20 protein-coding genes are annotated in these 25,547 nt (G+C 39.1%); 11 read left to right on the top strand and 9 right to left on the bottom strand.

What is annotated here, in order from left to right:
• Positions 1–56: 56 nt before the first annotated feature.
• The 11 genes from PQO01_RS08020 to PQO01_RS08070 all read left to right on the top strand — a co-directional run bounded on the left by PQO01_RS08020 (position 57) and on the right by PQO01_RS08070 (position 13,872).
• Positions 57–1,223 (top strand): IS256 family transposase, encoded by a 1,167-nt coding sequence (locus PQO01_RS08020; RefSeq protein WP_274313502.1) that lies wholly within the window; start codon positions 57–59, stop codon positions 1,221–1,223.
• 206 nt (positions 1,224–1,429) lie between these two features.
• Entirely contained in the window at positions 1,430–4,528 is a 3,099-nt protein-coding gene (locus PQO01_RS08025; protein ID WP_274313503.1) for a PVC-type heme-binding CxxCH protein, read from the top strand.
• A gap of 10 nt (positions 4,529–4,538) precedes the next feature.
• Positions 4,539–5,981, top strand: a complete 1,443-nt coding sequence (locus tag PQO01_RS08030) for a 3-keto-disaccharide hydrolase (protein WP_274313504.1) — start codon at positions 4,539–4,541, stop codon at positions 5,979–5,981.
• A 26-nt stretch (positions 5,982–6,007) separates the two neighbouring features.
• Positions 6,008–6,733 (top strand): prepilin-type N-terminal cleavage/methylation domain-containing protein, encoded by a 726-nt coding sequence (locus tag PQO01_RS08035; protein WP_274313505.1) that lies wholly within the window; start codon positions 6,008–6,010, stop codon positions 6,731–6,733.
• A 200-nt stretch (positions 6,734–6,933) separates the two neighbouring features.
• Positions 6,934–7,794 (top strand): phosphoenolpyruvate hydrolase family protein, encoded by an 861-nt coding sequence (locus PQO01_RS08040; protein ID WP_274313506.1) that lies wholly within the window; start codon positions 6,934–6,936, stop codon positions 7,792–7,794.
• 15 nt (positions 7,795–7,809) lie between these two features.
• Complete coding sequence (locus PQO01_RS08045; protein WP_274313507.1) at positions 7,810–8,154, top strand: Dabb family protein; 345 nt, start codon at positions 7,810–7,812, stop codon at positions 8,152–8,154.
• 83 nt (positions 8,155–8,237) lie between these two features.
• Positions 8,238–9,440 carry a Tm-1-like ATP-binding domain-containing protein gene (locus PQO01_RS08050; protein WP_274313508.1) on the top strand — a complete coding sequence of 401 codons (1,203 nt, stop codon included), beginning with the start codon at positions 8,238–8,240 and terminating at the stop codon, positions 9,438–9,440.
• 201 nt (positions 9,441–9,641) lie between these two features.
• Positions 9,642–10,376 carry an AraC family transcriptional regulator gene (locus PQO01_RS08055; RefSeq protein ID WP_274313509.1) on the top strand — a complete coding sequence of 245 codons (735 nt, stop codon included), beginning with the start codon at positions 9,642–9,644 and terminating at the stop codon, positions 10,374–10,376.
• 201 nt (positions 10,377–10,577) lie between these two features.
• Complete coding sequence (locus PQO01_RS08060) at positions 10,578–11,492, top strand: ThuA domain-containing protein (RefSeq protein WP_274313510.1); 915 nt, start codon at positions 10,578–10,580, stop codon at positions 11,490–11,492.
• A gap of 100 nt (positions 11,493–11,592) precedes the next feature.
• Positions 11,593–13,155 carry a sulfatase family protein gene (locus tag PQO01_RS08065; RefSeq protein WP_274313511.1) on the top strand — a complete coding sequence of 521 codons (1,563 nt, stop codon included), beginning with the start codon at positions 11,593–11,595 and terminating at the stop codon, positions 13,153–13,155.
• A 135-nt stretch (positions 13,156–13,290) separates the two neighbouring features.
• Positions 13,291–13,872, top strand: coding sequence for an RNA polymerase sigma factor (locus PQO01_RS08070; RefSeq protein WP_274313512.1), 582 nt, complete (start codon positions 13,291–13,293; stop codon positions 13,870–13,872).
• On the opposite strand, the gene PQO01_RS08075 is transcribed toward PQO01_RS08070, so the two are convergent.
• From PQO01_RS08075 to PQO01_RS08115, 9 genes are all read right to left on the bottom strand, one after another.
• Complete coding sequence (locus tag PQO01_RS08075; RefSeq protein ID WP_274313513.1) at positions 13,844–16,030, bottom strand: serine/threonine-protein kinase; 2,187 nt, start codon at positions 16,028–16,030, stop codon at positions 13,844–13,846. The genes PQO01_RS08070 and PQO01_RS08075 overlap by 29 nt on opposite strands.
• Positions 16,031–16,136: 106 nt before the next feature.
• Complete coding sequence (locus PQO01_RS08080) at positions 16,137–17,315, bottom strand: alpha/beta hydrolase fold domain-containing protein (protein WP_274313514.1); 1,179 nt, start codon at positions 17,313–17,315, stop codon at positions 16,137–16,139.
• A gap of 1 nt (position 17,316) precedes the next feature.
• Complete coding sequence (locus tag PQO01_RS08085; protein ID WP_274313515.1) at positions 17,317–19,290, bottom strand: monooxygenase; 1,974 nt, start codon at positions 19,288–19,290, stop codon at positions 17,317–17,319.
• Between the two features lie 88 nt (positions 19,291–19,378).
• On the bottom strand, positions 19,379–20,389 hold the full coding sequence (locus tag PQO01_RS08090) for an aldo/keto reductase (protein ID WP_274313516.1): 1,011 nt from the start codon (positions 20,387–20,389) through the stop codon (positions 19,379–19,381).
• A 300-nt stretch (positions 20,390–20,689) separates the two neighbouring features.
• A complete protein-coding gene (locus PQO01_RS08095) occupies positions 20,690–21,220 on the bottom strand; it encodes a hypothetical protein (protein WP_274313517.1) in 531 nt (176 codons plus the stop codon).
• A 9-nt stretch (positions 21,221–21,229) separates the two neighbouring features.
• Positions 21,230–22,363, bottom strand: a complete 1,134-nt coding sequence (locus PQO01_RS08100) for an ABC transporter permease (protein ID WP_274313518.1) — start codon at positions 22,361–22,363, stop codon at positions 21,230–21,232.
• Positions 22,363–23,511 carry an ABC transporter permease gene (locus tag PQO01_RS08105; RefSeq protein WP_274313519.1) on the bottom strand — a complete coding sequence of 383 codons (1,149 nt, stop codon included), beginning with the start codon at positions 23,509–23,511 and terminating at the stop codon, positions 22,363–22,365. The genes PQO01_RS08100 and PQO01_RS08105 overlap by 1 nt, the downstream gene beginning before the upstream one ends.
• Complete coding sequence (locus PQO01_RS08110) at positions 23,498–24,196, bottom strand: ABC transporter ATP-binding protein (protein WP_274313520.1); 699 nt, start codon at positions 24,194–24,196, stop codon at positions 23,498–23,500. Before PQO01_RS08110 ends, PQO01_RS08105 begins: the two co-directional genes overlap by 14 nt.
• Complete coding sequence (locus PQO01_RS08115; RefSeq protein ID WP_274313521.1) at positions 24,189–25,526, bottom strand: efflux RND transporter periplasmic adaptor subunit; 1,338 nt, start codon at positions 25,524–25,526, stop codon at positions 24,189–24,191. Before PQO01_RS08115 ends, PQO01_RS08110 begins: the two co-directional genes overlap by 8 nt.
• Positions 25,527–25,547 lie beyond the last annotated feature (21 nt).

Here is a 25,547-nt window from a genome sequence, read left to right on the forward strand (position 1 = left end):
CGGGGTAAAGAAGATGCAGAGTGGTGTTGCACCAAAACAACCCACAAGGAATTATTATGCACCACTCTACACACGAGAACAGTAGTGTCTTATTAGAAATGATCCACCAAGTCACAGAAAACGGCGAAAGCGGAATGCTTGAAGCTATGAGAGGATTACTAAATGAAGCGATGAAAGTAGAGAGAAGTAATTCTCTTGATGCTGCTCCATATGAACGCAATGAAAATCGCTTAGGGTATGCTAATGGCTATAAAAACAAAACCGTAAACACTCGACTTGGAGCAATGAAGCTTAACATTCCTCAAGTCAGAGGTGAAATCGATTTTTATCCAAGTTCTTTAGAAAAAGGCTTACGAAGTGAGCGAGCTTTGATGACAGCTATGGCCGAGAGTTATATTCAGGGAACTTCGACAAGAAAAGTCATGAAACTTCTAGAGAAAATGTGTGGTCTTTCCGTGAGTAAATCACAGGTGTCACGAGTTGTATCTGAGCTAGATGAAAGCTTAGAAAAGTGGCGTAACCGTCCTTTAGGGAAATATCATTACCTTTTGGTGGATGCGAGATACGAAAAAGTTAGAGTAGATAAGACTGTTCGAGATTGTGCTTTGTTAATTGCTTATGGGATAGATGAATCAGGAAAACGCTCAGTTTTAGGTACAAGTGTTTCTTTAAGTAAAGCTGAGGTTCATTGGAGAAACTTTTTCCTATCATTAAATGCTCGAGGACTTCATGGTCTTAAGATGATCACGAGCGACAGTCATTCGGGACTGAAAGCCGCTTTAACAACTGTCTTTGGGTCAATCCCATGGCAGAGGTGTCAATTTCATTTACAGCAGAATGCGGGGGCTTATGTGCCTAAGAAAGCGATGCGTTCAGAAGTTGCCCAAGACATTCGAGATATCTTTAATACCCCTTCAAAACAGGACGCCGAAAGACTTTTAAAGCTTACTTGCTTAAAGTATGAAAACAGTACTTCTCAATTATCTGAATGGATGGAATCCGCACTTCCTGAAGGCTTTTCTGTATTTGATTTAGATCGTTCTTGTTGGACAAAACTGAGAACCACCAATATGATTGAAAGACAGAATCGAGAAATTCTAAGGCGAACTAGAACCGTGTCTATTTTCCCAAATGAAGCTTCACTGCTTAGATTAGCATCCGCTATTCTTATGGAATTAGATGAAACCTGGATAGCTACAAAAAGAGTTTATCTGTCAGTTTAACTAAAATTGGTCAACACCAATTTACAGAAACAACGGGACTCTATCTTTTTTGCTAAATATTGTACGTTTTTTTACAAAAAAACATCATTGGCTTACAATACTTAATCCGTCCTGTAAATACATTTAGATATAAATAGAACTGAGGTTTCTTGTTACGGATACCTTTAGACCTTAAAATTTGTATCAACACTTAATTAGGATTTTTTATGAAAGCAACGCTGTTTAGTTTACTTATCTTGTTGTCTCATTGTCTGTACTCGAGAGGGGTACAAGCCGATCGAAAAACACCTTTAACACCAGAGCAGCAAAAAGCAGCGTTTAAGTTAGCCGATGGCTTTGTCATTGAGCTCGTTGCCTCAGAAGAAAATGGTATTATCAATCCCATAGATATGACCTTTGATGATAAAGGTCGTTTGTGGACACAAACCGCCAAGATGTATCCATTGGACCCTGTGACTGGGATTAATTTTGGCAAGGCAATGGCGATGATGAAAGATACTAAGCTTATTAACAATGATCCTCGCTTTAAGAAAATTAAAAAATTATACACCTTGGAAGAGCGTGGAGAAGATAGCATTCTCATAATTAAAGATCCCACCCAAAGGCTTAAAGGAGAAGCTCATAAATGGGCTGAAGGTTTAACGATTCCTCAAAGCATAATGCCTTATGAAAATGGTTGTTACGTAGCTCATGGTTCTGAATTATTTTTTCTAAGTGATGAAAACGGCGATGGTAAGCAGGACACAATGACACCTGTTTTGAGTGGCTTTGGATTCTTTGATACTCATACAATGTCTCATTCAATTGTTCGAGGACCTGGTGGCTGGATGAATTTTTCTCACGGTGCAATCAATTCAGGTGTGGTGAAAGCGGTAAAGTCCGGTCAGGAATTGGAAGTCACCTATAGTAAGAATGTGCGTTTTTCTACAGATGGAGAAAAAATTGAATTAGTTAATTGTCATAGAGATAATAATTGGGGCTACCAACTTCGTGCTAATGGTCAGTGGTACTCAACGTCTGCCAATGACGGAGGACAATCAGTTTTTCCATCGGAACCACAAAGTAGTATCTCTGGAATCGGTAATCAAAAAATCCGTTCTTATTCGCCATTCCAACCACCACTTCATTCTTTTCGTGTTGGTGGTACAGGGATATCCGGCTTAGCATTTTCCGAAGATGGAGAGAATGGCTTTCCTGCTGAATGGAAAGATGTTGCTATTCTTGCAAATCCAATTACAAGTTCCATTAACTGTGTTAAAATTGTTAGAAACCCAGATGGGTCAGTAGAATCAAAGCACCTAAGTGACCTTCTTAAGTCTGATGATAAATGGTTTCGCCCCGTAAATATAGAGTTTGGTCCAGATGGTTGCCTCTATATAGCCGATTGGTATAACAAAATTATTTCACATAATGAGTTATCTACCGATCACCCTGATCGCGATCGAAAGCACGGTCGTATTTGGAGAATTCGTCACAAGTCTCAAAAAGGCTTTGCTATTACAGATATGACGAAAGTTCCAAATCAACAATTAGTCAATCATTTGCTAAATGGAAAAACTTTATGGGAAAAGCGTGCCGCCTGGAGTCAAATTGAAGCTCGTAAGGCAAAAGAATTGGCACCGGAATTATCTAAGTTAGCCTTAGATACAAAGATAAATAAAAGCAGCCGTATTTTAGCTTTGTGGTCTCTGGAATCACTGAAACTTTTCGACAAAGCTTTAATGCAGAAGTGTATCAATGACCAAGATGGGGATGTCCGTAGAGAAACTATTCGTTCTTTAGCTTCATTTAATTTGGAAGCTAAAGTAGTAGGGCAGTTACTTTCTTCATCAATTGAAGATTCCAATGCTATGGTTCGCTCCCAGGCTTTAAGGACGCTTGATGAAATTAAGAAGGCAGATCAATCGACTATTCACTTACTACTTAAGGCCTGTAAAGAAGCGGCTCCTAATAATCGTATGGGTGGGAATTATGAACGTAATTTTGAACGCTTTCTAGCTCGTAAAGCTTTGGAGAACTATCCCGATGAATTAAAGAAGTTTTTGGCCAGTTCTGTAGCTGCAGATATAGCAGTTAGTAATGTTTTGTGGGGGATTCAGTCTTTGCCACAAAAAGACCTTAGTGAAGCCTTTGTGAAAATTTGGACTAAAGCTTCATCTGGAAAAATCGATGGCAATACTTTTGTGGCTATTAGCCATATTCTTAATAGCCCTGACGTGAGAAAAGTGGTCACTCCAACTTTTAATACTCGTCAAAAAGAATTCTTCGAATTGGCTATTGAAAACATCGATCAAATCAACATTCCTAATATCACGAGCTTTTATATTCAAGACATAGAGGAAAAACTCAAATCGGATTCACTTCTTCAAAGAAGTCGAGCTCTTGATGATATTCTGATATTAAAATCGCCTCATCACAATGCAACTATACTTAAAATTCTTCAGGGAGAAGATAATGGAGATAATAAAGACAAACTCCTTCAAGCACTCGGTCACAGCGACCATTTGAAGTTTGATGATTATCGTCAGCTATTTTATCAGGATGAGTTTAATTTTTCGCAGAAACTTTCGATAATGACGACTTACGCTATTAAAAATCAAAAGTTAGCAATGAAGGATTGTAAAAAATGGATGTCTCATTTGAATGAAAGTCAAAAGCGTCAGTTAGTTCAGCGCTTATCTCCTTCAATACAGGGGAGCAGAATATTGAGTGAGCTGTGGGAGATATCCTATATAAACACCTCACACTGGGACTATAAATCTGCTCAATTAGTTATGAGGTTTAATCAAAGAGACTGGCGGGCCAAGGAAATATTTGCTGCTATTAATAAGATTCATAATAAAGAGATTCATAAGCAGAAAATACAGGTCGAAAAATTGGTGCACGTTCTACCAAAAATGAAGGGGGATGCACGAGTAGGTAAAGCCATATTTCAAAGCTGCCTAGCTTGCCACAAAGTGGGAAGTAAAGGACAGACCATTGCACCGCCTTTAGATGGTTCGGCTAATCGGCAGCTTGAGCATTTGCTTACAGCAATTGTAAAACCAGATGAGGCAATTGAAGGCGTGTACGGGCTCTATTATGTTGTTCGCAAAGATGGATTATACAGAGAAGGTTACTTAGCTAAGAAGGGTGAGCATGGCTTTACTCTTGCCATGATGGGAGGGGAGAAAGTCTTCATACCTAAAGCGTATATTATGTCTCATGGATCAATTCCCAAAAAATCATTTATGCCTACTGGCTTTGGCGAAATGTCCAAGCAAGCCATGGCTGATTTAGTCACTTATATAAAAACACTTAAGTAAAGGAAATGGGATGATGACATTAATATTAAATACACTACTTATACTTTCTTTTTGTACTTTAAATGCATCTGAGCAATCATTATTTGATGGTAAATCTTTAGATGGTTGGGTTCCTGTTAATAAGAATAATGCCAAGTATTGGTCGGTAATTGATGGTGTGATTACTGCAAGTAATAATGGTAAAAAGATGCCTGTTAATACCTATCTTGCAACAGAAAAAATGTATCAGAACTTCGAGTTTAAATGTAAGTTTCGTTTGAGTGGAGATCACAAAACGGGCTTGATAAACAGTGGTATTCAGTATCGTTCACTCATGAAGCGCGTCCAAGGTAAGAATGACGTACATAAAATCATTGGTTATCAGGCTGATATAGGCAAAGGCTGGTGGGGAGGTATTTACGACGAACATCGCCGAGGTCTTTTAGGAAAAGGCAATACCAAAGAACTCTTCAAAAACTTTAAAGAAGATGCCTGGAATGAATACATCATTAGATGTGTTGGCAACAAGCATGAACTTTTTATTAATGGTCACAAAACGATTGAGTATATTGAAAAAGACTCAAACATAGAGAGCTACGGTGTTATAGCTTTACAACTGCATAGCGGTGGAATAGCGAAGATGGAGTACAAAGATATTAGCATAAAAAAACTGCCTCCCAGCGACATGAGTCTACCACTTTTTCTTGGGCCTCAAGAAACTGAAATTAATGGTAAAACTTTAGCACGTCGTGGAAATATGATCGTTTCCTGGAATAAGACAAATGAGTTTTTGGAATGGAAAATTCCAGGATATTTTAAGAGTGGTCACTACAAAATTATTTTCCACTACATGAATGATAAAAATCGTCAGGGTTCGGAAATGAAGTTCACAGGTGGGCTGCAAGAAAAAGTTTTTCTAACAAAAAGTCAACGAAGCAAATGGGGGCCTGAACAAGAAGAACTTGGTGTTTTTTTACTTCAGCCAGGCAATAGGCTTCAACTCTTCTGTACAAAGTTGAAAGCAGACTGGGCACTGGATTTTTTGCGTTTGGAATTCATCTCAGTCAATAAGGGCGAAACTTCTAAACTTACTTTTTCTATTCATGATACAAAAATTCATGGTCAAACTCTTAAAAGAGCGAGAGGGATGATTGTATCCTGGAATAAAACAAATGAGTATCTCGAATGGGTCTACCCCGAGTCATTTAAGAAAGGCTCTTACAAGATCACCTTGAAGTATATGTGTGATAAAAACCGTCAGGGTTCGGATATGGTGTTTAGCGTTGGCTCACAATCCCTTGAATTTAAAACAGAGAGCGCCCGAGATCAATGGGGAGAAGGACTTAAGAGTTTAGGTAAATTTCAACTGAATCCTGGAGACAAAATACAGCTGCGTTGCAAAAAACTCAAAGCCGATTGGGTACTCGATTTTCTCAAGCTTGAGCTGCAATTCAAGCCATTAATTAGGATATGATAAATGAATAAATTAGGATATGATAAATGAATAAATTAAAAAAGTTCACACTCATTGAATTGTTAGTTGTTGTTGCCATTATTGGCATATTACTTTCGTTGGTTTTGCCTGCTTTAGGGAAAGCTAGAAAAAAAGCCTTTCAAGCCCAATGTTTGAATAATCAGAAACAATTACTTAATGCACAAGCCAATTTTCTCACTGACTCAGAATATTTTCAAACTGCATGGCATAATGGTCACCTGCCTGAGGTGGAACGCCCCGCAGGTATGACCGCAGATGCTAAGATTCATGTTTGGTTATGGGCAGTATATCCCTATTTCATCAACAATGGTGATATGTCCAACTTTCATAGTGATACCCTGTTTTGTCCTTCACGTGAAAACGGAGAAAGCTTACATAGTAATTATGGCTGGAACTGGATGGGGGAAAATGAAGATACAGTGTGGGACGGCATGGGACTTTCGTATAATGGTCAATATAATCGTGGTGCGGCTGTGGCCGTAAGTGATGTAGGGAAACCGTCTAATACTATTTTGTTAAGCCCATCTTGGTCTAGAGCTCCAGCTGGTAACCTTGATGACTGGGTGGCGGTTCCGAGAGACAAGCTAAATGACACTCCAAGTACAGGCGGAAGCTTCACACCCCATAAAGGTGATAGTTCTGCTAATATAGCTTTTATCGATGGTTCGGCTCGTAGCTATACAGTAGAAAACCTTAGTTCAGATGAGACTTTGTGGAATAGAGATAAATGAAATTATAGAGAAAAAGCTATAATAATACTTCAGCTTAAACTGTCGTTATTTTACATAAATGTGTATGTATTGAACAATATTTTTAGTCCTAAACATGGTACACTGAGTAAAAGTTTTACTTAAATGTGAGTTTTTAAGGACTTTCTTACTCGCAAAATTTTACATATTATTTTCAAATTAGATAGAAGAAGGAGTTTTAAATGCCAAATCCATGGACTGGACAGGGGAATCCCTACACAAGAACTGAAGTGCTTGAACGTTTACATGATACACTGGGACGCAATGAACCCATTATTGTAGGTGGAGCAGGTACTGGCATTAGTGCCAAATTTATTGAAAAGGGTGGTGCGGACCTCATAATTATTTATGCATCTGGGCGTTTTCGTATGGCTGGTCACGGCTCGATTGCGGGCATGATGGGCTATGGTGATGCTAATGCCATTGCGATGGATATTGGAGAGTATGAAGTTCTTCCGGTAGTGAATGAGATTCCTGTGATTTGCGGTGTTCATGCTTCTGATCCCAGAAGGCGTATGTGGCACTGGCTCGGTAAAGTAAAAGATATGGGTTTTTCAGGTATTAATAACTTCCCAACTCACACGATTATTGATGGCAACTTTAGGACCTCCCTAGAAGAAACAGGTATGGGTGTTCAAAAGGAAATTGACTGTGTAGCGCTAGCTCGAAAAATGGACATGTTTACCATTACTTATGTCGCAACAGCAGAAGAAGCGAAAAAGATGGCTGAGGCTGGTGCCGATGTTATTATAGCCCACGTAGGTTGTACTGTTGGCGGTTCTATTGGTGTAGATACTGCAGCCGATTCCCTCGACTATGCTGCACAGCGAACACAAGCCATCATTGATGGTGCAAAATCGGTGCGAGATGATGTGATTTTTCTTAGTCATGGTGGCCCAATTGCGACTCCCGCAGATGCCGCATACATCAATGAAAAAACAGACACAGTGGGGTTTGTCGGTGCCTCGAGTATTGAGCGCTTGGCTGTTGAAACGGCGATCACAAATCTAACTAAAGAATTTAAATCAATTCCCGTTAAATAAGACAAGGAAAACATTATGGCAAAAGTAAGACATTTAGGTTTTTTTAAATTTAAACCAGAAGTTACTCAAGAAACTCTCGACGAGTCTTTTGAGTCTTTCTTAAAGATGCAGGAAGATATACCGGGCGTTATTAGGATTGAATATGGTGAACACAATTCTGATGAAGGTTTGGATGATGGCTTTACCCATTCTTTTTTAATGACTTTCGAGTCAAAAGAGGCCCGAGATACATACCTTACTCACCCAAAGCATTTGGAAAGAGTTGAGATCTTTCAAGCACTTCTGGAACGTGTCATTGTTATGGATTTTACTGTTGATCCAAAAAAATCTATTGGTGAAACTGGGCACGTTCACTTTTGATATAAGTCATTAGACGTAGATATTTTTAAATTAAAAAAATGGTAAAGAGCCAAAATCTCTCCAATTAATAAAGGTAATAAATCATGGCGACTATAGCAGTTTTAGGGACATTAGATTCCAAAGGTTTCGAGCACGAATACGTGGCAAATATCATCCGTAAACGCGGTCATAAGGTAAAGTTTATTGACTTGGGTACGGGCGGTCCTGCTCAAATTCAACCGGACTATAGTCGTTTTGATGTGGCAGAATCTGCAGGCCTTAATTTACAGGAATTCATGGACAGGAAGGATCGCGGAGAATGTGTAGTCGCCATGTCTAAAGCTGCCCCCGTTTTCTTAGCGAAGCTCGTTGAAGACAAAGTGATTGATGGTGTTATTTCCCTAGGTGGCGGCGGAGGGACAGCTCTCGCCACTTCCGCCATGCGAGCACTTCCCATCGGTTTTCCTAAGCTTATGGTATCCACACTCGCCAGTGGTAATACCGAGCACTATCTAGGTACGAAAGATATTGCTATGATGCCAAGTATTGTAGATGTTGCTGGCTTAAACAGTATTTCTAAAATGATTTTTTCACGTGCCGCAGGTTCTATCTGTGGTATGGTTGAAGCTGAAATTGAAGCAAATGAAAATAGCAAGCCACTAATTGTGGCGTCTATGTTTGGAAACACAACTGAATGTATCAATATCGCTTCTAAAGTCCTCGAAGATGCAGGTTATGAAGTTCTCGTTTTTCACGCTACAGGCACTGGTGGTCGTACAATGGAAGACCTTATTAACACAGGTATGGTCACTGGAGTTCTTGACGTAACTACCACAGAGTGGGCTGATGAACTCCTTGGCGCCACACTTTCTGCCGGACCAACACGTCTTGATGCAATGACTAAAGCAAAAGTTCCAGCTGTTGTTGCTCCAGGTTGTTTAGATATGGCGAATTATGGTGAACTTGAAACTTTACCGGAAGAATTTAAAGACCGCAATATTTATATCCACAACCCGCAGGTGACTCTGCTTAGAACAAATGCAGATGAATGTGCTAAACTCGGTGAAATTCTTGCTGAAAAGTCAAATGCGAATTCAGCACCAACTAGCATTCTTTTACCAACAAAAGGCATTAGTGTTATTTGTCAGGAAGGTCAGTCTTTCTATGATAAAGAAGCCGATGATGCCTTATTTGATGCGATTCGTGCAAATGCTGAAGTAGAAGTTCTTGATTATGAGGTGGATATCAACTCTGAAGTTTTTGCTAAAGCTGCAGCTCATAAACTGCTTGAGCTTATAAATAATTAGTGATTTGAATTTAGCTGTTTAATAAATTTACCATAAACTCAGTATTTTATAAACTGAATAAGAATTTTTTAGCTATTATTTAAAATTGATAATCTGTGTTAAATAGTAGTATTATTGATGAATTGTTTGTAAATTGAATTTGAATCTGTAGACCTAGATTTTAATTATATTTATAAATATCAAAGTTGGAATTCAATTTTTATGGCTCGCCAAACATCGGATATAGAAAATTGTGTATTATCACAAAGCTTTCTCAGTCTATTTGAGGACATCAAGAATGTTTTATTTTTTGTGAAAGACAAAGAAGGAGCGCTTGTTCACGGTAATTTGCGATTAGCAAAACATATGGGCTTTTCTCATCCAGATGAAATTATCGGTAAAACCGATTTTGATATATTTCCTGTAGAAATGGCTCAAGGCTTCCGTAATGATGATGCTATGGTGCTTGAGTCAGGAGAAGAAAAAAAGAGTATTATTGAACTATTTCCCAATTATCTTGGCGACCCTTCTTGGTTTAGTACTCACAAAATCCCTTTATTTGACCGCAAAGGAAAAGTTTGGGGACTGTGCGGTATTTTACAAAGGTATGAAGATTCTTTAAAGCTTATGCGTCCTTTTGATGACATTCAATCAGCAGTTGATTATATTAATGATCATTTTAAGGAGAAAATAAGTAATATTGAGCTAGCGCAAATGACTGGTATGTCTGTACGTCAGTTCGAGCGTAGGTTCAAAAATGTTTTTTCTACGACGCCTCACAAATACGCTATCAAACTTCGAATATTTAAAGCCTGTGAATCTCTAATAAACAAGAATGTCACTATTGCTGAGCTCGCATTGGAGCTTGGCTTTTATGATCAAAGTGCGTTTTCCAACACTTTTAAAAAGCATGTCGGACTTTCTCCATTGCAGTACGTTTCTAAAAATCGTAAATAAGTTAACTTTACAAAAGTACACTTGAACTTGGCAAAGCGATTATATTTTTACTTGTCTAGATTACAACTGTACTGCTACTGGCTAATATAAAAAGCAGGGTGTTTGCCGTTATTTTGCATAAAAACGTTCTTCTTTAACTATTTTTTCCCTTGATGAGTTCATATATTTAAGTGATTTTATTACTTAAATTCGGAGAATAGAATGAAGTTGTTCCTGTTATTGATATCAATATTTCTTAGTACGATTTTAGCTGATGTTAAAAATGTGCATATCATCTACGGTAAATCGAGCCATGGTAAAGATGCTCATAATAATACTGAGGTAGCTAAATTGATTAAGTATAAACTTGAGCGATCTAAGTATACTGACAAGTTTAACGTGACAATGAGTTTTCATTATCCTAAAGATGAATCATTAGTCGAAAATGCAGATTTACTTATTCTTTCCTGTGATGGTGGTGATCGTCATGCCCTCGCAGTAAAAAATGACCTTACGAGAGACACAAAAAAAATTGATGCGATAATGAAGAAAAAGAAGACGGGGCTCATAGTTATTCACTGGGCAACCGATGCTCCCTCAGAGGGAATGGGGAAATATCACACAGAAAATGATGCTATGTTTATTGACTGGATTGGCGCCGTCTATTGCTGGGGCTGTGATCACAAAAAGCATTTACCCTGCAAAAGCTGGACATTAAAGCCTGTGCCCCTGAAAGTAAAAACTAATAAAGATCACCCTATAGCTAATGGGGTGGATCCTGAGTTTGATTTTATGGATGAAGTCTACCTCAATTTCTTCACTCCGGGAGCGGATTCAAGAAATCCAAAAACTGATAAAGTGACCTACATCCATAAAGCTTTGACCCCGAGACATAAGTCTGACATCAAAAATAAAGAAAAGTGGACTGAACAATCTTTCTACTGGTGCTTTACTCGTGAAAATGAAGGTAGATCCGTTGCTATGACATCGGCCCATTACTATAAAACATGGACTGATCGAAATTTTTTTCAGACTTTTAGCAATAGCATCTTTTGGACTTTAAATATGGAGATTTGCAAAGAAGGGGTTGATATTCCTACTCCTACACAAATGGAACTCGATCAAATGAGAAAATAAAATTTTAGTCGTATGCGTATAGGTCGTTATCAACTTAAATATCTTATTTAAAGTTGTTTATGGTTATTTTAATTTGTTTATAGTAATAATGGAAAAAAAAATGTTTTATAAGATAAATACTTTAATATTAATTTGCTTTTTACTGAGTTTTAAACTTTCTGCAAATTCGGAAAAACCCAATATAATTCTGATTAATGCGGATGATTTGGGCTATGGTGACTTGAGTTGTTATGGTGCAATAAAAGTTCAGACGCCAAATATTGATGATTTAGCTAAAAAAGGTCGTCGTTATACAGATGCTCATTCACCTTCTGCAGTTTGTTCACCATCCAGGTATGGCCTTCTTACTGGAAAATATCCCATCAGAAAAAATTTCTGGGGCCCTACGCCCAATACTCAGGCGCTGACTATTGAACGAGATCAGGAAAATATTGCCAGTTTAATGAAAAAGGCGGGCTATGCAACAGCGGTGATTGGAAAATGGCATTTAGGTTTTGGAGAGAAACGCTGCGACTGGAATAAGCCATTGAAGCCAGGGCCATTGGAAATTGGTTTTGATTATTATTTTGGAATGCCCACAGTCAATAGTGGTTCACCTTATGTCTATGTGGAAAATCACTCTGTAGTGGACTATGATCCCAAGGATCCTTTTGTAAAAGGTAAGCCAAAGACTCAAAAATGGCCTGAAAAGGGGATGGGTAATATAGGAGGTGCAGAAAAAGCTCACTTACTATATAGAGATGAGTATGTAGGAACAACTTTTGCTGAAAAAGCAGTAGGCTGGATTAGAAAGCATAAGTCAGAGAAAGCAGATCAACCTTTCTTTATGTATCTGGCAACGACTAATATTCATCACCCATTCACACCACATCCGCAATTTCAGGGAACGAGTCAATGTGGTATATATGGAGACTTCATCCACGAGCTTGATTGGATTGTGGGTCAAGTGACTCAAACTCTAGATGAATTGCAGTTAGATAATACCTTGATCGTTTTTACGAGTGATAATGGTGGAATGCTCAATCAGGGTGGTCAGCAAGCCTGGAAAGCAGGGCATAGAATTAATGGTAATCTCTTAGGTATTAAGTTTGGTGCTTGGGAAGGTGGTCACCGTGTACCATTTATCGTTAAGTGGCCTGGTAAAGTACCAGCTGGAACGGTGTCTGATACTTTAATAAGTCAGCTCGATTTATTTGTTACTTTTGCGGAGATCACAGGAGTAACAATCCCTGAAGGTAATAAACATGATAGTATTAATCAACTTCAAGAACTTCGCGGTGAGTCCACGAAACCATTACGAAATGAGCTTCTCATATGCCCCAATAGTCCAAAACATTTATCGATTCGAAAAGGAACTTGGGTTTATATTCCTCATCAAGATGAAGGAGGCTTTCAAGGAAAAAAGATTGGAGAGCATTTACTAGGTGGAGCCGCTGCCCATAAATTGACCAAACAGATTAATAGTGATGTAGAGAATGGCAAAGTAAAAACTGATGCGTCAAAGGCTCAACTCTACAATTTAAAAGAAGACCCTTATCAATCACGTAATGTTCATGATGACTACCCTGAAAAAGTTCAGGAATTGAAAGCTTTACTCAATAAATGGAAAGGTGAAATTCCGAGTACCCCAAGACTTGGCTGGATTAACCTCAAACAAAAATAAGTTTTGCAAAAAATTTTAATGCTTGAGTCCAAAAAGGAAGTTTGTTTGCGTTAAACATTTAAATGGGCCCCGATTTGAGCTAAACTAAGCATGAGTCAAGGAGACTTGTTGATAATAATGAGGTAGTAAAAGTTTATGAATCAGACGCGGCAGACTTTAATAGAGCGTTTACGTGATAAGCATGATGAGGAGTCTTGGCAGACTTTTACCGATATCTATCAACGCTATATCTACGTAGTTATTCGGCGCATGAATGTAAGTCATTCGGAGACGGAGGATTTAGTTCAGGAAATTCTTTTTAAGGTTTGGAATAAACTGCCTGAATTTAACTACAATCCGGATAAAGCGCGTTTTCGAACCTGGCTGAGTACAGTTATCAAAAATAGGGTGGTGACTTATATAAGATCAGCTCAAAGCCATGCAAATAAAATTGACAAGGCTTCTATGGAGCCGGTACAAGCTTATTCAGAACACGATATGGATGAGATTATGCAGAAGGAATGGGAAAGTTATATCACCAACATGGCGATGAATCGAATTAAGCAGAACTTTCCGGGGCAGGCTATAGAGGTATTTGAAATGACTCTTGAGGGCAAAAGTGTGAGTGACATTGCTCAGGAATTGGGGCTTAAGGAAAATAGTGTTTATAAGTCCAAAAACCGAGTGAAGGCGCGCTTGATAGAAGAAGTTAAGGTTTTACGTCAGGACTTGGAGTAAGCCTAGGAGATTTTTTATAAAATTCCTTGAAATCAAAATCATTAATCTCTTCGACTGATAAGCTTGTGTTTTTATCCTTATCAGCAATAAAATGAAAAGCTCTTAATTCGCGTTCTCCATAAGCATTGGACGAATTTAGTAGTTCACTTAAAGAGAGTTCACCACTTTTATCTAAGTCCACGGCTTCGAAAGATTGGAGCAGCCTTTTAACTGCCTGCTCAACCTTCTTAGTACTTTGGATATTGTCACTGAAATTAATCTTAAAGGGCCATTTTCCTCGAGTGATTTTCCCCTGGTTGGGTGATAGGGTGATTTCTTTGAGTTCTTTGATTTTAAGAAGTGGTCTAAGGTCCATGACGGGAGTGTGACTCAAGTCAATGCTCTCAAGTTCAAGTTCGCTTAATTGGTTGAGGTTACTGAAATTTGTATTACTCAAATTAAGTTGCTTTAGATTGAGGAACTTAAGTAGGTTAAAGCTCTTCGAGTCAGGGACTAAATCACTATCCAAATTAAATAAACTGGAGTTATTCGAAAGGTCTAATTCATTGTTTAGATAATGAAAATTCAGCTTTGTTGTTTTGTTTCTTTTTGCCAGGTAGAACTCTACCACCTGACTATGCTCACTAAGTGGTCGTACCTGACCATCGTAAATAAAAAAAAAGCTCAAAACCAGCTTGGAAAGTTCTCCAAAGTCTGTGAGTAGTTCCAGGGTTTTATCTATTGGTAAGAGACCTTGGTGACCTGAATACTTTAAACATATTTTCTGTACTTCTCGAACGTCATTATCCAAATTAGATTTCTCAAAAGCGTCGTACGCTTTATCGAATTCATGGCCAATAAAATGTGAGTAGCCTTTGACCAGCCAGGCTTCCGAATTTTCCGGGTGCTGACTTACTGCGTAATCGAGATATTCAATTGATCTTTTCAAATCAAAGCCATGAGTATTGTTCTTTGTAGATTCGACCAGTAAGGCTGAAAAATGACGAGCAATTTCTTCTTTGTCCTGCTGTTCTTTTTCAGCTTTGAGTTTTTGATTAAGAACAATTCGTTTGCCTCGTTGAATGTCATAGATGTAATTGACTGTGATGGTACCGGTGATTATTATGAATAAAGCTATCAAAGAGCAAGTTAATTTATTTCGTTTACAAACGAGTTGCATTTGTTTGAGGAACCCGGCGTTTTCAGCACTGGTGGCAAAGCCCTTTCTAAATTTGTCCACATCTTTCTGGAGTTCTAAAACGGAAGTGTAGCGATCATTAGGGCTGGGCCTAAGGGATTTTTCATAAACAGACTTAATGCCCACAGCTAAATTTTGATCAGCTTGAAGGATATTGCCATCAACAGTGTTTTTGATAATTTCGCTGGTGCTCTTTCCGGTAAAAGGCATGTGGCCATTAAGTAGTGTATAAAGTAGCGCTCCCAAAGAGAAAATATCTGATTGAACAGTTTTTTTATTATCTATCCTTTCTGGTGCCATGTAGCCCGGTGTTCCACGGAAATAACCATGCATAGTTTGATCATTTTCCAGGTTCATTTTTTCAAGGCGGTAATCCTCTAATTGAATATCGTCGGAGTACATGATGTGAGCCAGTCCCCAGTCACAGACAATAACCTCGCCATAGGGTCCGAGCCTCACATTATCAGGTTTTATATCTAGATGTAAGATGTTTTTTGAGTGAGCGTAAGCAATAGCATCACATATTTTATTAAAAACATCCAGTTTTTGGTAGAGTGGCCATTCATTATAAGATTCGCTCTTTATATGTTCCTCAAGTGACTGGCCCTCAATCAACTCCATACTGAACCAGGGGTAGTCATCGTAGGCGATATCGTAAATGCGGATGATGTTTGGGTGCTGGAGTGAAGCCGTTAAACGGGCTTCGCGAAGAAAGCTTTCTACGGCTTTTGGGTCTGAGCTATTTTTTAGTTTTGCTTTGGCCACCTTGCGGCCACTGGGCAGGTCCTGGACTTCAAAAATTTCCTTCATGCTGCCGGAGCTAACGGGCTTTTCCTCAGCAAATTTGGAGTCAAGTTTTTTGAGTTCATCCTGGATGGGAAATAAATGATCTTTTGAGTCCGGCTCATCAGTTTCATCGCTTTCATAAAAACTCGAGAGATTTGGGTTCATGGAATCAAAAAAGTCTTTGTCATCATTCATGATAATGGAACCATTTTTCTCTCTTAATTTTATTATGAATTAAAATACTTAAATACTACTTCCTAATTCTATATCCCAAGTTTAGATAATTCCATTTTACTGGGGCTTAGTTCTTTAATTCACGGATTAAAAAGCTATCTGCGCTATCGTCTCCAGGCTTGTCGTCAATACCTAAAGCCTGAGCATGGCATTGATGCTTTAAGCCTACTTCCAGTGCTCTATCCTTTAATGCTTTCACGTGGAGAGGGTGGTGATTTACGTGATTTTGATCATTGATATCCACTTTCCCACCGCGCATTGCGTTTTTAGCATAGAGAGGCGGATCATCTTTACTGATATGAATTAAAAGATCAGCATCCTCAATGCGGCGCTGGCCTTTTTTTGTCTTCAGTTCATCGACTTTGACTCCATAAAAATCGGCTAAAATGATTTCAGTTCCCGGCTGAGGTTTTGTGTCAAAAAGAGTCGACCATTTGCTAAAATTATAAGTACATTGAGTCGCCGTGACCGCCACAGCGGAAACTCTAGTAGATTCTCGCATGATTGGGTCACTATGGTCGGGGTCGGCCATGTCGTCTTTATACCCAAGCCAGAGGGAGGTGCCTGCGCCTGCACTTCCTCCAAGTAAGGCAAATTTTGATCTATCTAGGTTCCACTCTTGTGCTTTGCTACTTATAAACTGCAGAGCGCGCTTACTATCATTAAAACAACCAAAAACCCCATCGTCAGACTGGGGCAGAAAACGGTAGTTTATGGCAGCAAAGGAGACTCCTACTTTTAAGTAATTATCACGGTAACGAATTCCCTTTTTTTTGTCGCCGCCTTTAAAGCCACCACCGTGGATATAGATGACTAAGGGAGCCGGCTCCTGCGATTTAACCAACCACACATCCAGAACATTGCGCTCATGATCGCCGTATTTTACATTGAGGTGAGTTTTTCTAGCTAAACTTGTTTCGCTTTCCCCCGATTGCTTTTTAGTTTTATAGGACATCGCTTGATTTGTTGACTGAGTTTTTAGTTCCATTCTACTGATTTCCTGATCTGAGTTTTTATCTAAAGACTTTAAAAACATGCCGAACTGTTTTTGTTTGGCTTTCGGGATTTTTTTGTTCAAAACACTGAGTTCCTGAAAAGACAGGGAAGCGTTTTTGTCAGCATCCAATTTATCAAAACTGAGCAAGATTTTTTGCTTGATCTTATCTTGTTGATTTGCTGCGAAGACGCAGGTCATAATCATGAAAAACAGGCAGGAGAATAAGGCGTTTTTAAATATGTACTTCATTTTAGAGGTCCATTAATTCTTTTTTTATGTAGGCAACAATTGCGGGTACGTCTTCTGATGTAAAGTCACCATTTCTGACCCCTTTGCGAATGTTTTTCTTGACCGAATTTACAGCTTGTACACGGTTCATTTCACCCGCAAGTACCTTTTTCTTAAGGTTTATTGTATAAGTTTTCACAACTTGAGGCAAGTCTGCTGTGTTTGCTTGTTTTTCATTAGCAGCATATGCATCGGGGTTTTCGGCATACCAATTGAAGTAACCAATCATCATCTCATCATCCGTTTGATCTCCAGCTCGAACTCTAGCATTGGGGTTTGGATTTGCTTTGTTGTTTGATGAGTTGTCGTAGGCAGCGGTGACAATTAATTTAGACCCTGAAGGGGCATAAAGAGGCTTGGCTAGTTGGTAGTCAATCTGCCAGTTAAAATCATAATGAGGAATATTGAGTACAGTCTGCTTTTTACCATTGGGTTCAAGTAGTTCATATTTGAATGATTTTCCACGGAGATGAGCATGAGGGTTAAAAGCCGTTAGATATCCAGCGCTATTGAACTTGTGCTCGGCCACAATGACGTGATTGTCCGCGTGAGGGGGGATGTTAATTTTTGTACTAAAGGCAGATTTTACTTCTATTTTGTGTTTAGGTGCTTCGTCATAGAACTTAAAAAATAGTGAGATCTGATCTTCTACGGGAGTTCCGTTGGGAGTGTAGTGAAGCTGAATGATTAGATATGAATCCTTGGGCAGGAGTTTACCCATGCCATCCGGATAAGTTTGAGTTGAGGTTCCAGGGACATAGCCGGAGAAATAACCTTTAAGTGCATTAACGTTCTTTTGTTTTTTATTTTTCGTCACAAAGCTTAAAGCATGGTGAAGAACTTGAGGGTTTTCACTTCTCGTCTCGATAGACTTCACCCATCTATCTTCTGTAATGGGGACTTTTACAATGAGGTGCTTGTACTTCATGAAACCCTCGGCCTGAACTTGAACCTTGGGGAACTTAACGACGAGGTCAGGATTTTTGATCTCACCCTCAGTAAACCATACTTTAGTTAGTGGAGCATGAGCAATATCACCTTCTGGAGTTCCGTCTTTGATCCAGCTAATCAAGTCCCGCTTTTCTTTAGGAGATAGATCAAAATTGTGAAGCCACGGACCGCCTTCTTCGGCAAACCAAGGAGGCATGATTCCTTTTTGAACCACATAATCAATCATTTTACTGCGTCGTTTTACCTGAGAATAAGACATGAGTTTGAAAGGGCCTACACCTCCATCGCGGTGGCATTGCTGACATTTGTTTTGCATGATCCTTGCGATGTGCTTATGATAAGTGATTTCCTGCTTAGCTACTTCTTTGTTTTCTGAATCAATCATGCACCCTGGAGCACCAGTAAGGGCATAAGTAATATCTTCATTTTTCAGGGCTGAAACTAGGGCATTTCTGAGGTAATGGTTTTCGGCTGAGTCTTTAACGATATTAATGCCATACTGATCGTCAATGGCACCCCTGTAAAGCAGGGTTCCGCTTTTGTCGATGATAAAGTTTTCACAGGTTGTTTTTACCTTGAGGGTATTGATGAAATTTTCATTCCTGTCGAAGAGAAGTTGCCCCCTATATTCACGCCTCTTGAATTCGGTGATGACTTCTTCGTCTTTATCCAGGCCATTGATATATATATGTGTAAAAGCCACCTCAGGGTATTGCTTTTCAAGTCTTTGTATCTTGGGGACTAATTTAAGGGCAAGGGGACAATCAAGATCAAATATGCTAATAACAGTGAATTCTTGCAGTGAACTGTAAACTCTTTGCTCATCATCATTTACATTTGGCAATGAGATGTTTTCGATAAAGCTGTTGATTTTATTTTCATAAAGCTCTGTTTGCGGACTAACTTCCCAACGTTCAATTGATCCATAAGTTGTAAAACTAAGACTGCTTAGTATGCAAATTAATATTGAGTTCAATAATTTCATTTTTACTCCAGTTCTGTTGATTTACATTGTTGAACGTGAGTAATTATAAATTTTGGACTGGTTTTGAAAATATTTTTAGTTTTTTTGTTTAAGCTTTAAAGTTTTCCATTTTTCCCGTGAGTGCTTCCGGTTGGCAAAGCTGAATAAGTACAGCTTGCTCTTTTTTATCGAGAGCTTTGAAGGCCCAAATGTTTTTGAGGTTGTCATGGATTTGTTCTGGCTCATCGACTCCACTAACTAAAGTAGAAATGGGTAATGAAAGTGCAAAGTGGTGAGCTTGGGCGATACTCACTTTATTGGGAATGACACTTGGGACGTCCTGATATTTTCGGCCTGATTTTCCGTTGCCAAAGAATCCTCCATTACAGAGAGATTTCATTGCCATGATACCCATTTGGCGATCATGCATAGTCTTCATCGTGTTATTAATGAAACTCTTGTAAGATGGGTCGGCGAGGTTGATGGGCATGAGGCAGGCTTCAATCTCGGGAATGTTTTTATCGAGTAGATGCTTGTGAGCATTAAAATCACGGTGACCTGTGAATCCTATATGCTTAATTTTCCCTCGTTTTTTATAATCGATCAATAAATCTAGAACGCCGTTTTTAAGACGAGTATCAACATCATTAGGACTAAGAATACTGTGAATCATAAAGAGGTCTATGACGTCAACTTTTAAACTTTCAAAAGATTGATCGAGATCTTTCTGGAGTTGATCAGAATTTTTAGCTGTACTCTTGGTCATGATCTCAATATGTTTGCCATACTTTGGAGTCAGGAACTTACCATAATACCTTTCACTCGCACCATTCTGGTACATATTTGCCGTGTCAAAAAAACGTACTCCCTGCTTAATAGCATTTTCAATAATAGCTTGAGCTTTAAGTTCACTATGTCGTCCCACATGCCAGCCACCAACCGTATAAATAGTTGGATTTAAAGATGTTTTCCCCAACTTTCGACGAGGAAGTACTTTGCCAAACATATCCTTTGTCGAATCAGAATTTTCATAGGCTTTCGCACTACCGGTAATCATAAGTGCAGAGGAAAGTTGTACTGAGCGAGAGAGAAATTGTCTGCGTGAATAATTTGTATCCATAATGTGGCCCTTGTTTGAAAGTCTTTTCAAAATAATTTTAAACGATCTGTCTTATAATATCTACATAAATCTATGTTTATTATAAACCTATGATTTTTGTTCGTGTAACAGAAAAAACTATCAAATGGCGCCATCAATACTATTTTCTGGACATTTTATCAGATTATTGAGAAAAATTATCATCTATTCGAAAATAAGGCTACTAATGGATCTTGAAGTATTAAATAACAATCAGTACTTCCAGCTTATTGCAGAATGATACGCTATGGTGTGATTATAGTTTTTATATTTGTGAATAAATTACGGCTTAACTTGAATAGCGGTGGCGTTGATAATCATAGCTTGTTCACTTGATTGAGGAGCGACGACTCCTTGCACGTCTACTAGTGCGAGTTCTTTGAGACCGTTCTTGCCTTTGAGGCCGGTTTTTAAAACCATACCATTTCCATCAACTAACTGAATACTTAGTGTGTTGGCAGCTATATCTTTGCCATCTGCGCAGCAAACATCCCACGGAGACTTACAACTATCACTTTCGCGGAGATCACAAGAAGTTAGAACTTCTGGATCTCCCATGATAAATGAAGCTCGACCATCAACAAAGACTGAATGGGCACCAATGATTTTTCCGCTAACTGTAACAGGATCACCTGCTTTGAGTTTGCGAGCTTCGCTAACTTTGAGGCCTTCTTCGAGTTTTTGATTAAAGATAGTAGGGTCGAGTTTTATTTCCGCTACAGTAAGTTTTGCAGGGGTACTTGCTTTGTCTTCTTGGCAAGAGGTGAAAAAGAGTAGGCTGAGAGCTACTAAAGTGAGGCTGAGGTATTTCATAATGAGTTCCTAATCGTTTAGGGTGTTATTAAGTGGAGGATGTAAGCAGTGCCATCCAGGGAGAATAATGACTACAAAAGCAAGAACAATTGCTAATGCTAAGCCAAAGAAAATTTGTATGTGAGTGATGCCGAGACTAAAAAAAGTACTTCCGAAGTTGATATTCACCATGGGGAAAAAGTAAATGGCTGAGGCAATGGCAAAGAGGTAGGCCGCCAAATGAATCAGCAATGATTCACCATATAATGATAAGAACAGTTTACTGCGCTGAAAGCCAATGGCCTGAAGCGTGGCTAATTCTTTTTTGCGACTTTCGACGGCTGCATAAAAAGTATTCAGCCCTCCAAATAATGCTCCGGAGGCAATTAGCAAAGCCGTTAACCAAGCCATGAATTGAATGGGTTCATAAAATGAACTCACTTTAGCGTAGTAGGCCTGTTCACTAATTGCAGCGACTTGTAGATCAAGACGCTGCTTAGCAAATAGATCAACGTCATCGAACTCGGCTTGATCAAGTCGAAGCGTTATAGATGATATACTATCCCTTTGAGTAAGTGAAATCATATCATTTAGATTGATCCATATTTCCGATTCCATCAAAGTTCCAGGAGCCGCAAAGGTGCCGACGATCGTAAACTCTTGCTTTTCAAAAATTATACTCTTTCCAATGCTAAGTTCAGAGGGCTCAAGTCCAAGGCGCTTCCAAGCAAAGCGTCCGAGCATTACTTGACCACTATTAGGAAAATGTCCTTCTTGAATTTCTAGGGCGGGGTAAACATTTAGAGCATTTTTTTGAACTCCTCGAATCAAGGCTTCTTTTTCAACACCGTTAAATTGCAAGACTGTATTATAATGAATTTCGGGTGACACAGCACTTTGATCAAATGATTTTTTGATGCCGGGAATGGTTCGTGCTGCTGCGATGGCGCTTTGATGAACTTCGCTACGTTCTAAACTCTCTTCACTACCAGCACCTAGTAGAATGACGTTTTTGTCATCACTATTAAATTTTAAGCTAGAGGACATACTTTCTTGAAAAGAAGAGGCTAATAAAATAAGCATAAAGACGAGGAAACAGCTAGCAAATAGTTGTAGGCTTCGCAAGGGTGATTTGACTAAGTTCATGAGTGTATAAGTAAACATTAGTGACTCCTTAGACGATTAACTAAATTGCCCTGTATAGAATGGAATGCTGGGTAAATACCCGCGACAAAACTAATGATCATCGCTAAAATACTTGCTTTTAAAACAGTCTCTAACTGAATGTTAAAGACAATACTCAGTCCCTCTGCGGAAATCGCAAAGTTCCCGGTACTTAGAAAGAGGTAAGCACTCGCAATGCCTGTAAAGCCACCGATGATGCCCATGAACAAGCCTTCCGCTAAAGTCATCCAGGTCAAGTGCTCCATCTGAAAACCCATGGCCTGCATGACGGCATTCTCAATCACACGACCACGGACGGCAATAATGACGGTGTTGGTGATTAGAAAGCTCACGGCTAATACCGCTGCTAATCCAAGCCAGCGCGTGAAAGAGATGAGTTCAATCATATCCTTTGCGGTGTTCGCAATAAAGGCTTTTTCGGGGCGTGTGTGAGTCGGCTCACGATCATAGCGAAAGGTATTGTCAATCTCCTTAGCCACTTGATCGAGTAAAGTATGATCATTCACTTTTACGTTAAATTGAGTTACTTCGCCTAAACCACGCTTAGAGGATTTTTGTAAAAAATCCAAATGAACAAAGGCAGTGTTTTGATCTTGAGGATCATCTGATTCCATAATGCCAGAGACTCTTACCGTAATCCCTGCCGCATCAAAGCGATCACCAGCTTTAAGTCCTCGACGTTGAGCAAATTCTTTACCGAGGATGGCGGAGTCTGATGCAAGTTTCCATGAATCAAATAAAGTGCTATCAATTTCTTTCCCGGCAAAATAATTGTGAAACTCACCTTCAGGAAAACCACGAAAGGTTATGGTGTCCAAACTCGTACCGCAGTTATTAACAATGACTTGAACGGGAACGACACTTTTTACCCCATTGATTTGAGCAATTTTATTAGAGTAGTCTTCCGGTAAACGGCTCGTGAAGGGACAAAAACGCTTATCGCGATAAACCACTAAGGTGTCATCTCCGGCTTGCATTTCAGTCGCATTTTTTAAACCATCTTGAAAAGTTTCTACCGTCATAAACAAAAACATTCCGCAGGCGGCACCTGCAATTGTCAGCAAAGAACGCAACCAATGCCGTCTAATCTGTTTAAAAGAGAGAAGACTGAGGTTAATGAACCACATTATAATCACCTGTAATTAACACACCTTTCTCTAGGAAAAGCGTGCGATCGGCATACGCCGCTGCTTTAGGGTCGTGAGTTACCATAACCACTGTTTTATTGAGATCAGTGCATAGAGACTTCAAGAGCGTTAGGATGGCTTGAGCAGATTCTTGATCTAAATCGCCCGTGGGTTCATCTGCAACAATGAGTGGCGGGTCAGTCACAAGCGCTCGTGCAATGGCTACTCTTTGTTCTTGACCTCCAGATAATTGTTTGGGGTAATGATCCGCGCGATCAGCAATTTTCGCTAATTCCAAAGCCTTGCAAACACGTTTATGGCGTTCTTTTGAACTCATGCGGTGAGTGAGCAGAGGTAATTCAACATTTTCATATGCCGTTAGTACGGGGATGAGGTGATAGAGCTGAAAAATATAAGCCATGTTTTTTGCGCGAAAACTGGTGAGTTGGCGACGCTTGAGTTGGCTAATATCTTGATCATTAAAGTAGAGCTTACCTTTACTGGGAGAATCAATGCCAGCTAAAATATTGAGCAGGGTGGTCTTGCCACTTCCCGATGGTCCCATGAGAGCAAGGAATTCACCTTGGATAATTTCTAAATCAAGTTCGTTGAGTGGAATAATTTCTTGTTTGCCTTTGAGATAAACTTTAGAGATTCCTTGGCAAGATATGAGAGTCTTATTCATAGATCACTCCTGTATTTATAGCTAGACCATCTTTGAGTGTTGATTTCGGTTGATAAATAGCTTTTTGACCTGGCTGTAAACCACTAGTTATTTCTATCCAATCGCCATTTTTTTCTGTGCCAATTGTGACTTTCTGGATTTTAATTTTTCCTTGTAAATCAATGAGGTACAAACTGTCGTTTAAAAGGCATTGTTGATGAATAAATACACTAGCAGAACTCTGAGCAGTCTTTGCTTGTTGGGACGAAATGAATTCCACTTGAGCCAACATTTCCGGTCGTAACTTTAAGTGCCCATTAGGAATGGCGACGTGTACTTCCAAAGTATTTTTTTGGTAATCGGCTTCGCCTTCAAAAGAAATAACTTGCCCAGATAGTTTTTCTTGAATTGATTCTAAGCTAATCCTAGCTTTTTGTCCAATTTGTACTTTGTTCAATTCATTGAGTGGGACATCGACTTTTACAAGTATTTGAGTAGGATCAAAAATTTCGGCAACCGTGGTGGATACCTCATTATCGGAACCTAGCATTTGTTTGCGACCGACGCGAGAATACATCTTTTGGATGATGCCATTGACGGGTGAACTAATATTGCAACGTTTTAAATTGAGTTCGATCTGTTGGATTCGAACCTCTTGGATCGCTACTTGTGATTCGGCAATGGCAACAATTTGTTTACTCTGCTTAATCTGTGCCTCAATAACTTGGTTTTTGAAGTCGTACTCATTGACTTTGTTAAGCTTCTCTATATGCTCCAGTTCAGCTTGTTCTTGAGTGAATTTTGAGGTGCCTGGCCCCGATTGTTTGAGACGATCTTTGCGGTTTTTTGCGGTACTAGCAATGGCTTTAGCTGTTTTTTGTAGACTAAGGTTTTCCTTTATTTGAGCTTCTAATACTTCAATATTCAGTAATTGTTGTTGTGAGTTGAGCTTTAGTTCTACAAGTTTGTTTTTAGCTTCTTGAAGTTCTAGTTCAAAATCTTCTTTATTGAGTTTTGCAAGGACTTGACCTTCTTTAACTTGGTCACCGCCCTTGACGAAGATTTCCTCAACAACGCCACTAACTAAAGACGTCGCTCTAATGGGGTAAGGATTGGCTTGAATCCAGCCTGCGGCTTGGAAAAGAGTTTCACCTTCTTGCTGAGTTTGTGTACTTGACGAGAGTCGAGCACGTGCGACATCGTATTGCTCGGGAGGAAAGAATTTTTCTTTTCCTGCACTGAAGAGGAAGGCCGCTATGGAGAAAATTAGTAGTATGGGTATGAGATATAAAAAGCGCCTTTTGGGAGTTTTTATATCTGATCTTGTTTCATTATCAAATAAACTTTTCATGATATAAGTAATTTTATTTTT

The organism is Lentisphaera marina (assembly GCF_028745505.1).
Taxonomy (GTDB): Bacteria; Verrucomicrobiota; Lentisphaeria; order Lentisphaerales; family Lentisphaeraceae; genus Lentisphaera; species Lentisphaera marina.

Coding starts and splice junctions, on each gene's coding strand:
- PQO01_RS08020 (WP_274313502.1), top strand. CDS start 57: ATGCACCACTCTACACACGAGAACAGTAGTGTCTTATTAGAAATGATC.
- PQO01_RS08025 (WP_274313503.1), top strand. CDS start 1,430: ATGAAAGCAACGCTGTTTAGTTTACTTATCTTGTTGTCTCATTGTCTG.
- PQO01_RS08030 (WP_274313504.1), top strand. CDS start 4,539: ATGATGACATTAATATTAAATACACTACTTATACTTTCTTTTTGTACT.
- PQO01_RS08035 (WP_274313505.1), top strand. CDS start 6,008: ATGAATAAATTAAAAAAGTTCACACTCATTGAATTGTTAGTTGTTGTT.
- PQO01_RS08040 (WP_274313506.1), top strand. CDS start 6,934: ATGCCAAATCCATGGACTGGACAGGGGAATCCCTACACAAGAACTGAA.
- PQO01_RS08045 (WP_274313507.1), top strand. CDS start 7,810: ATGGCAAAAGTAAGACATTTAGGTTTTTTTAAATTTAAACCAGAAGTT.
- PQO01_RS08050 (WP_274313508.1), top strand. CDS start 8,238: ATGGCGACTATAGCAGTTTTAGGGACATTAGATTCCAAAGGTTTCGAG.
- PQO01_RS08055 (WP_274313509.1), top strand. CDS start 9,642: ATGGCTCGCCAAACATCGGATATAGAAAATTGTGTATTATCACAAAGC.
- PQO01_RS08060 (WP_274313510.1), top strand. CDS start 10,578: ATGAAGTTGTTCCTGTTATTGATATCAATATTTCTTAGTACGATTTTA.
- PQO01_RS08065 (WP_274313511.1), top strand. CDS start 11,593: ATGTTTTATAAGATAAATACTTTAATATTAATTTGCTTTTTACTGAGT.
- PQO01_RS08070 (WP_274313512.1), top strand. CDS start 13,291: ATGAATCAGACGCGGCAGACTTTAATAGAGCGTTTACGTGATAAGCAT.
- PQO01_RS08075 (WP_274313513.1), bottom strand. CDS start 16,030: ATGAATGATGACAAAGACTTTTTTGATTCCATGAACCCAAATCTCTCG.
- PQO01_RS08080 (WP_274313514.1), bottom strand. CDS start 17,315: ATGAAGTACATATTTAAAAACGCCTTATTCTCCTGCCTGTTTTTCATG.
- PQO01_RS08085 (WP_274313515.1), bottom strand. CDS start 19,290: ATGAAATTATTGAACTCAATATTAATTTGCATACTAAGCAGTCTTAGT.
- PQO01_RS08090 (WP_274313516.1), bottom strand. CDS start 20,389: ATGGATACAAATTATTCACGCAGACAATTTCTCTCTCGCTCAGTACAA.
- PQO01_RS08095 (WP_274313517.1), bottom strand. CDS start 21,220: ATGAAATACCTCAGCCTCACTTTAGTAGCTCTCAGCCTACTCTTTTTC.
- PQO01_RS08100 (WP_274313518.1), bottom strand. CDS start 22,363: ATGTTTACTTATACACTCATGAACTTAGTCAAATCACCCTTGCGAAGC.
- PQO01_RS08105 (WP_274313519.1), bottom strand. CDS start 23,511: ATGTGGTTCATTAACCTCAGTCTTCTCTCTTTTAAACAGATTAGACGG.
- PQO01_RS08110 (WP_274313520.1), bottom strand. CDS start 24,196: ATGAATAAGACTCTCATATCTTGCCAAGGAATCTCTAAAGTTTATCTC.
- PQO01_RS08115 (WP_274313521.1), bottom strand. CDS start 25,526: ATGAAAAGTTTATTTGATAATGAAACAAGATCAGATATAAAAACTCCC.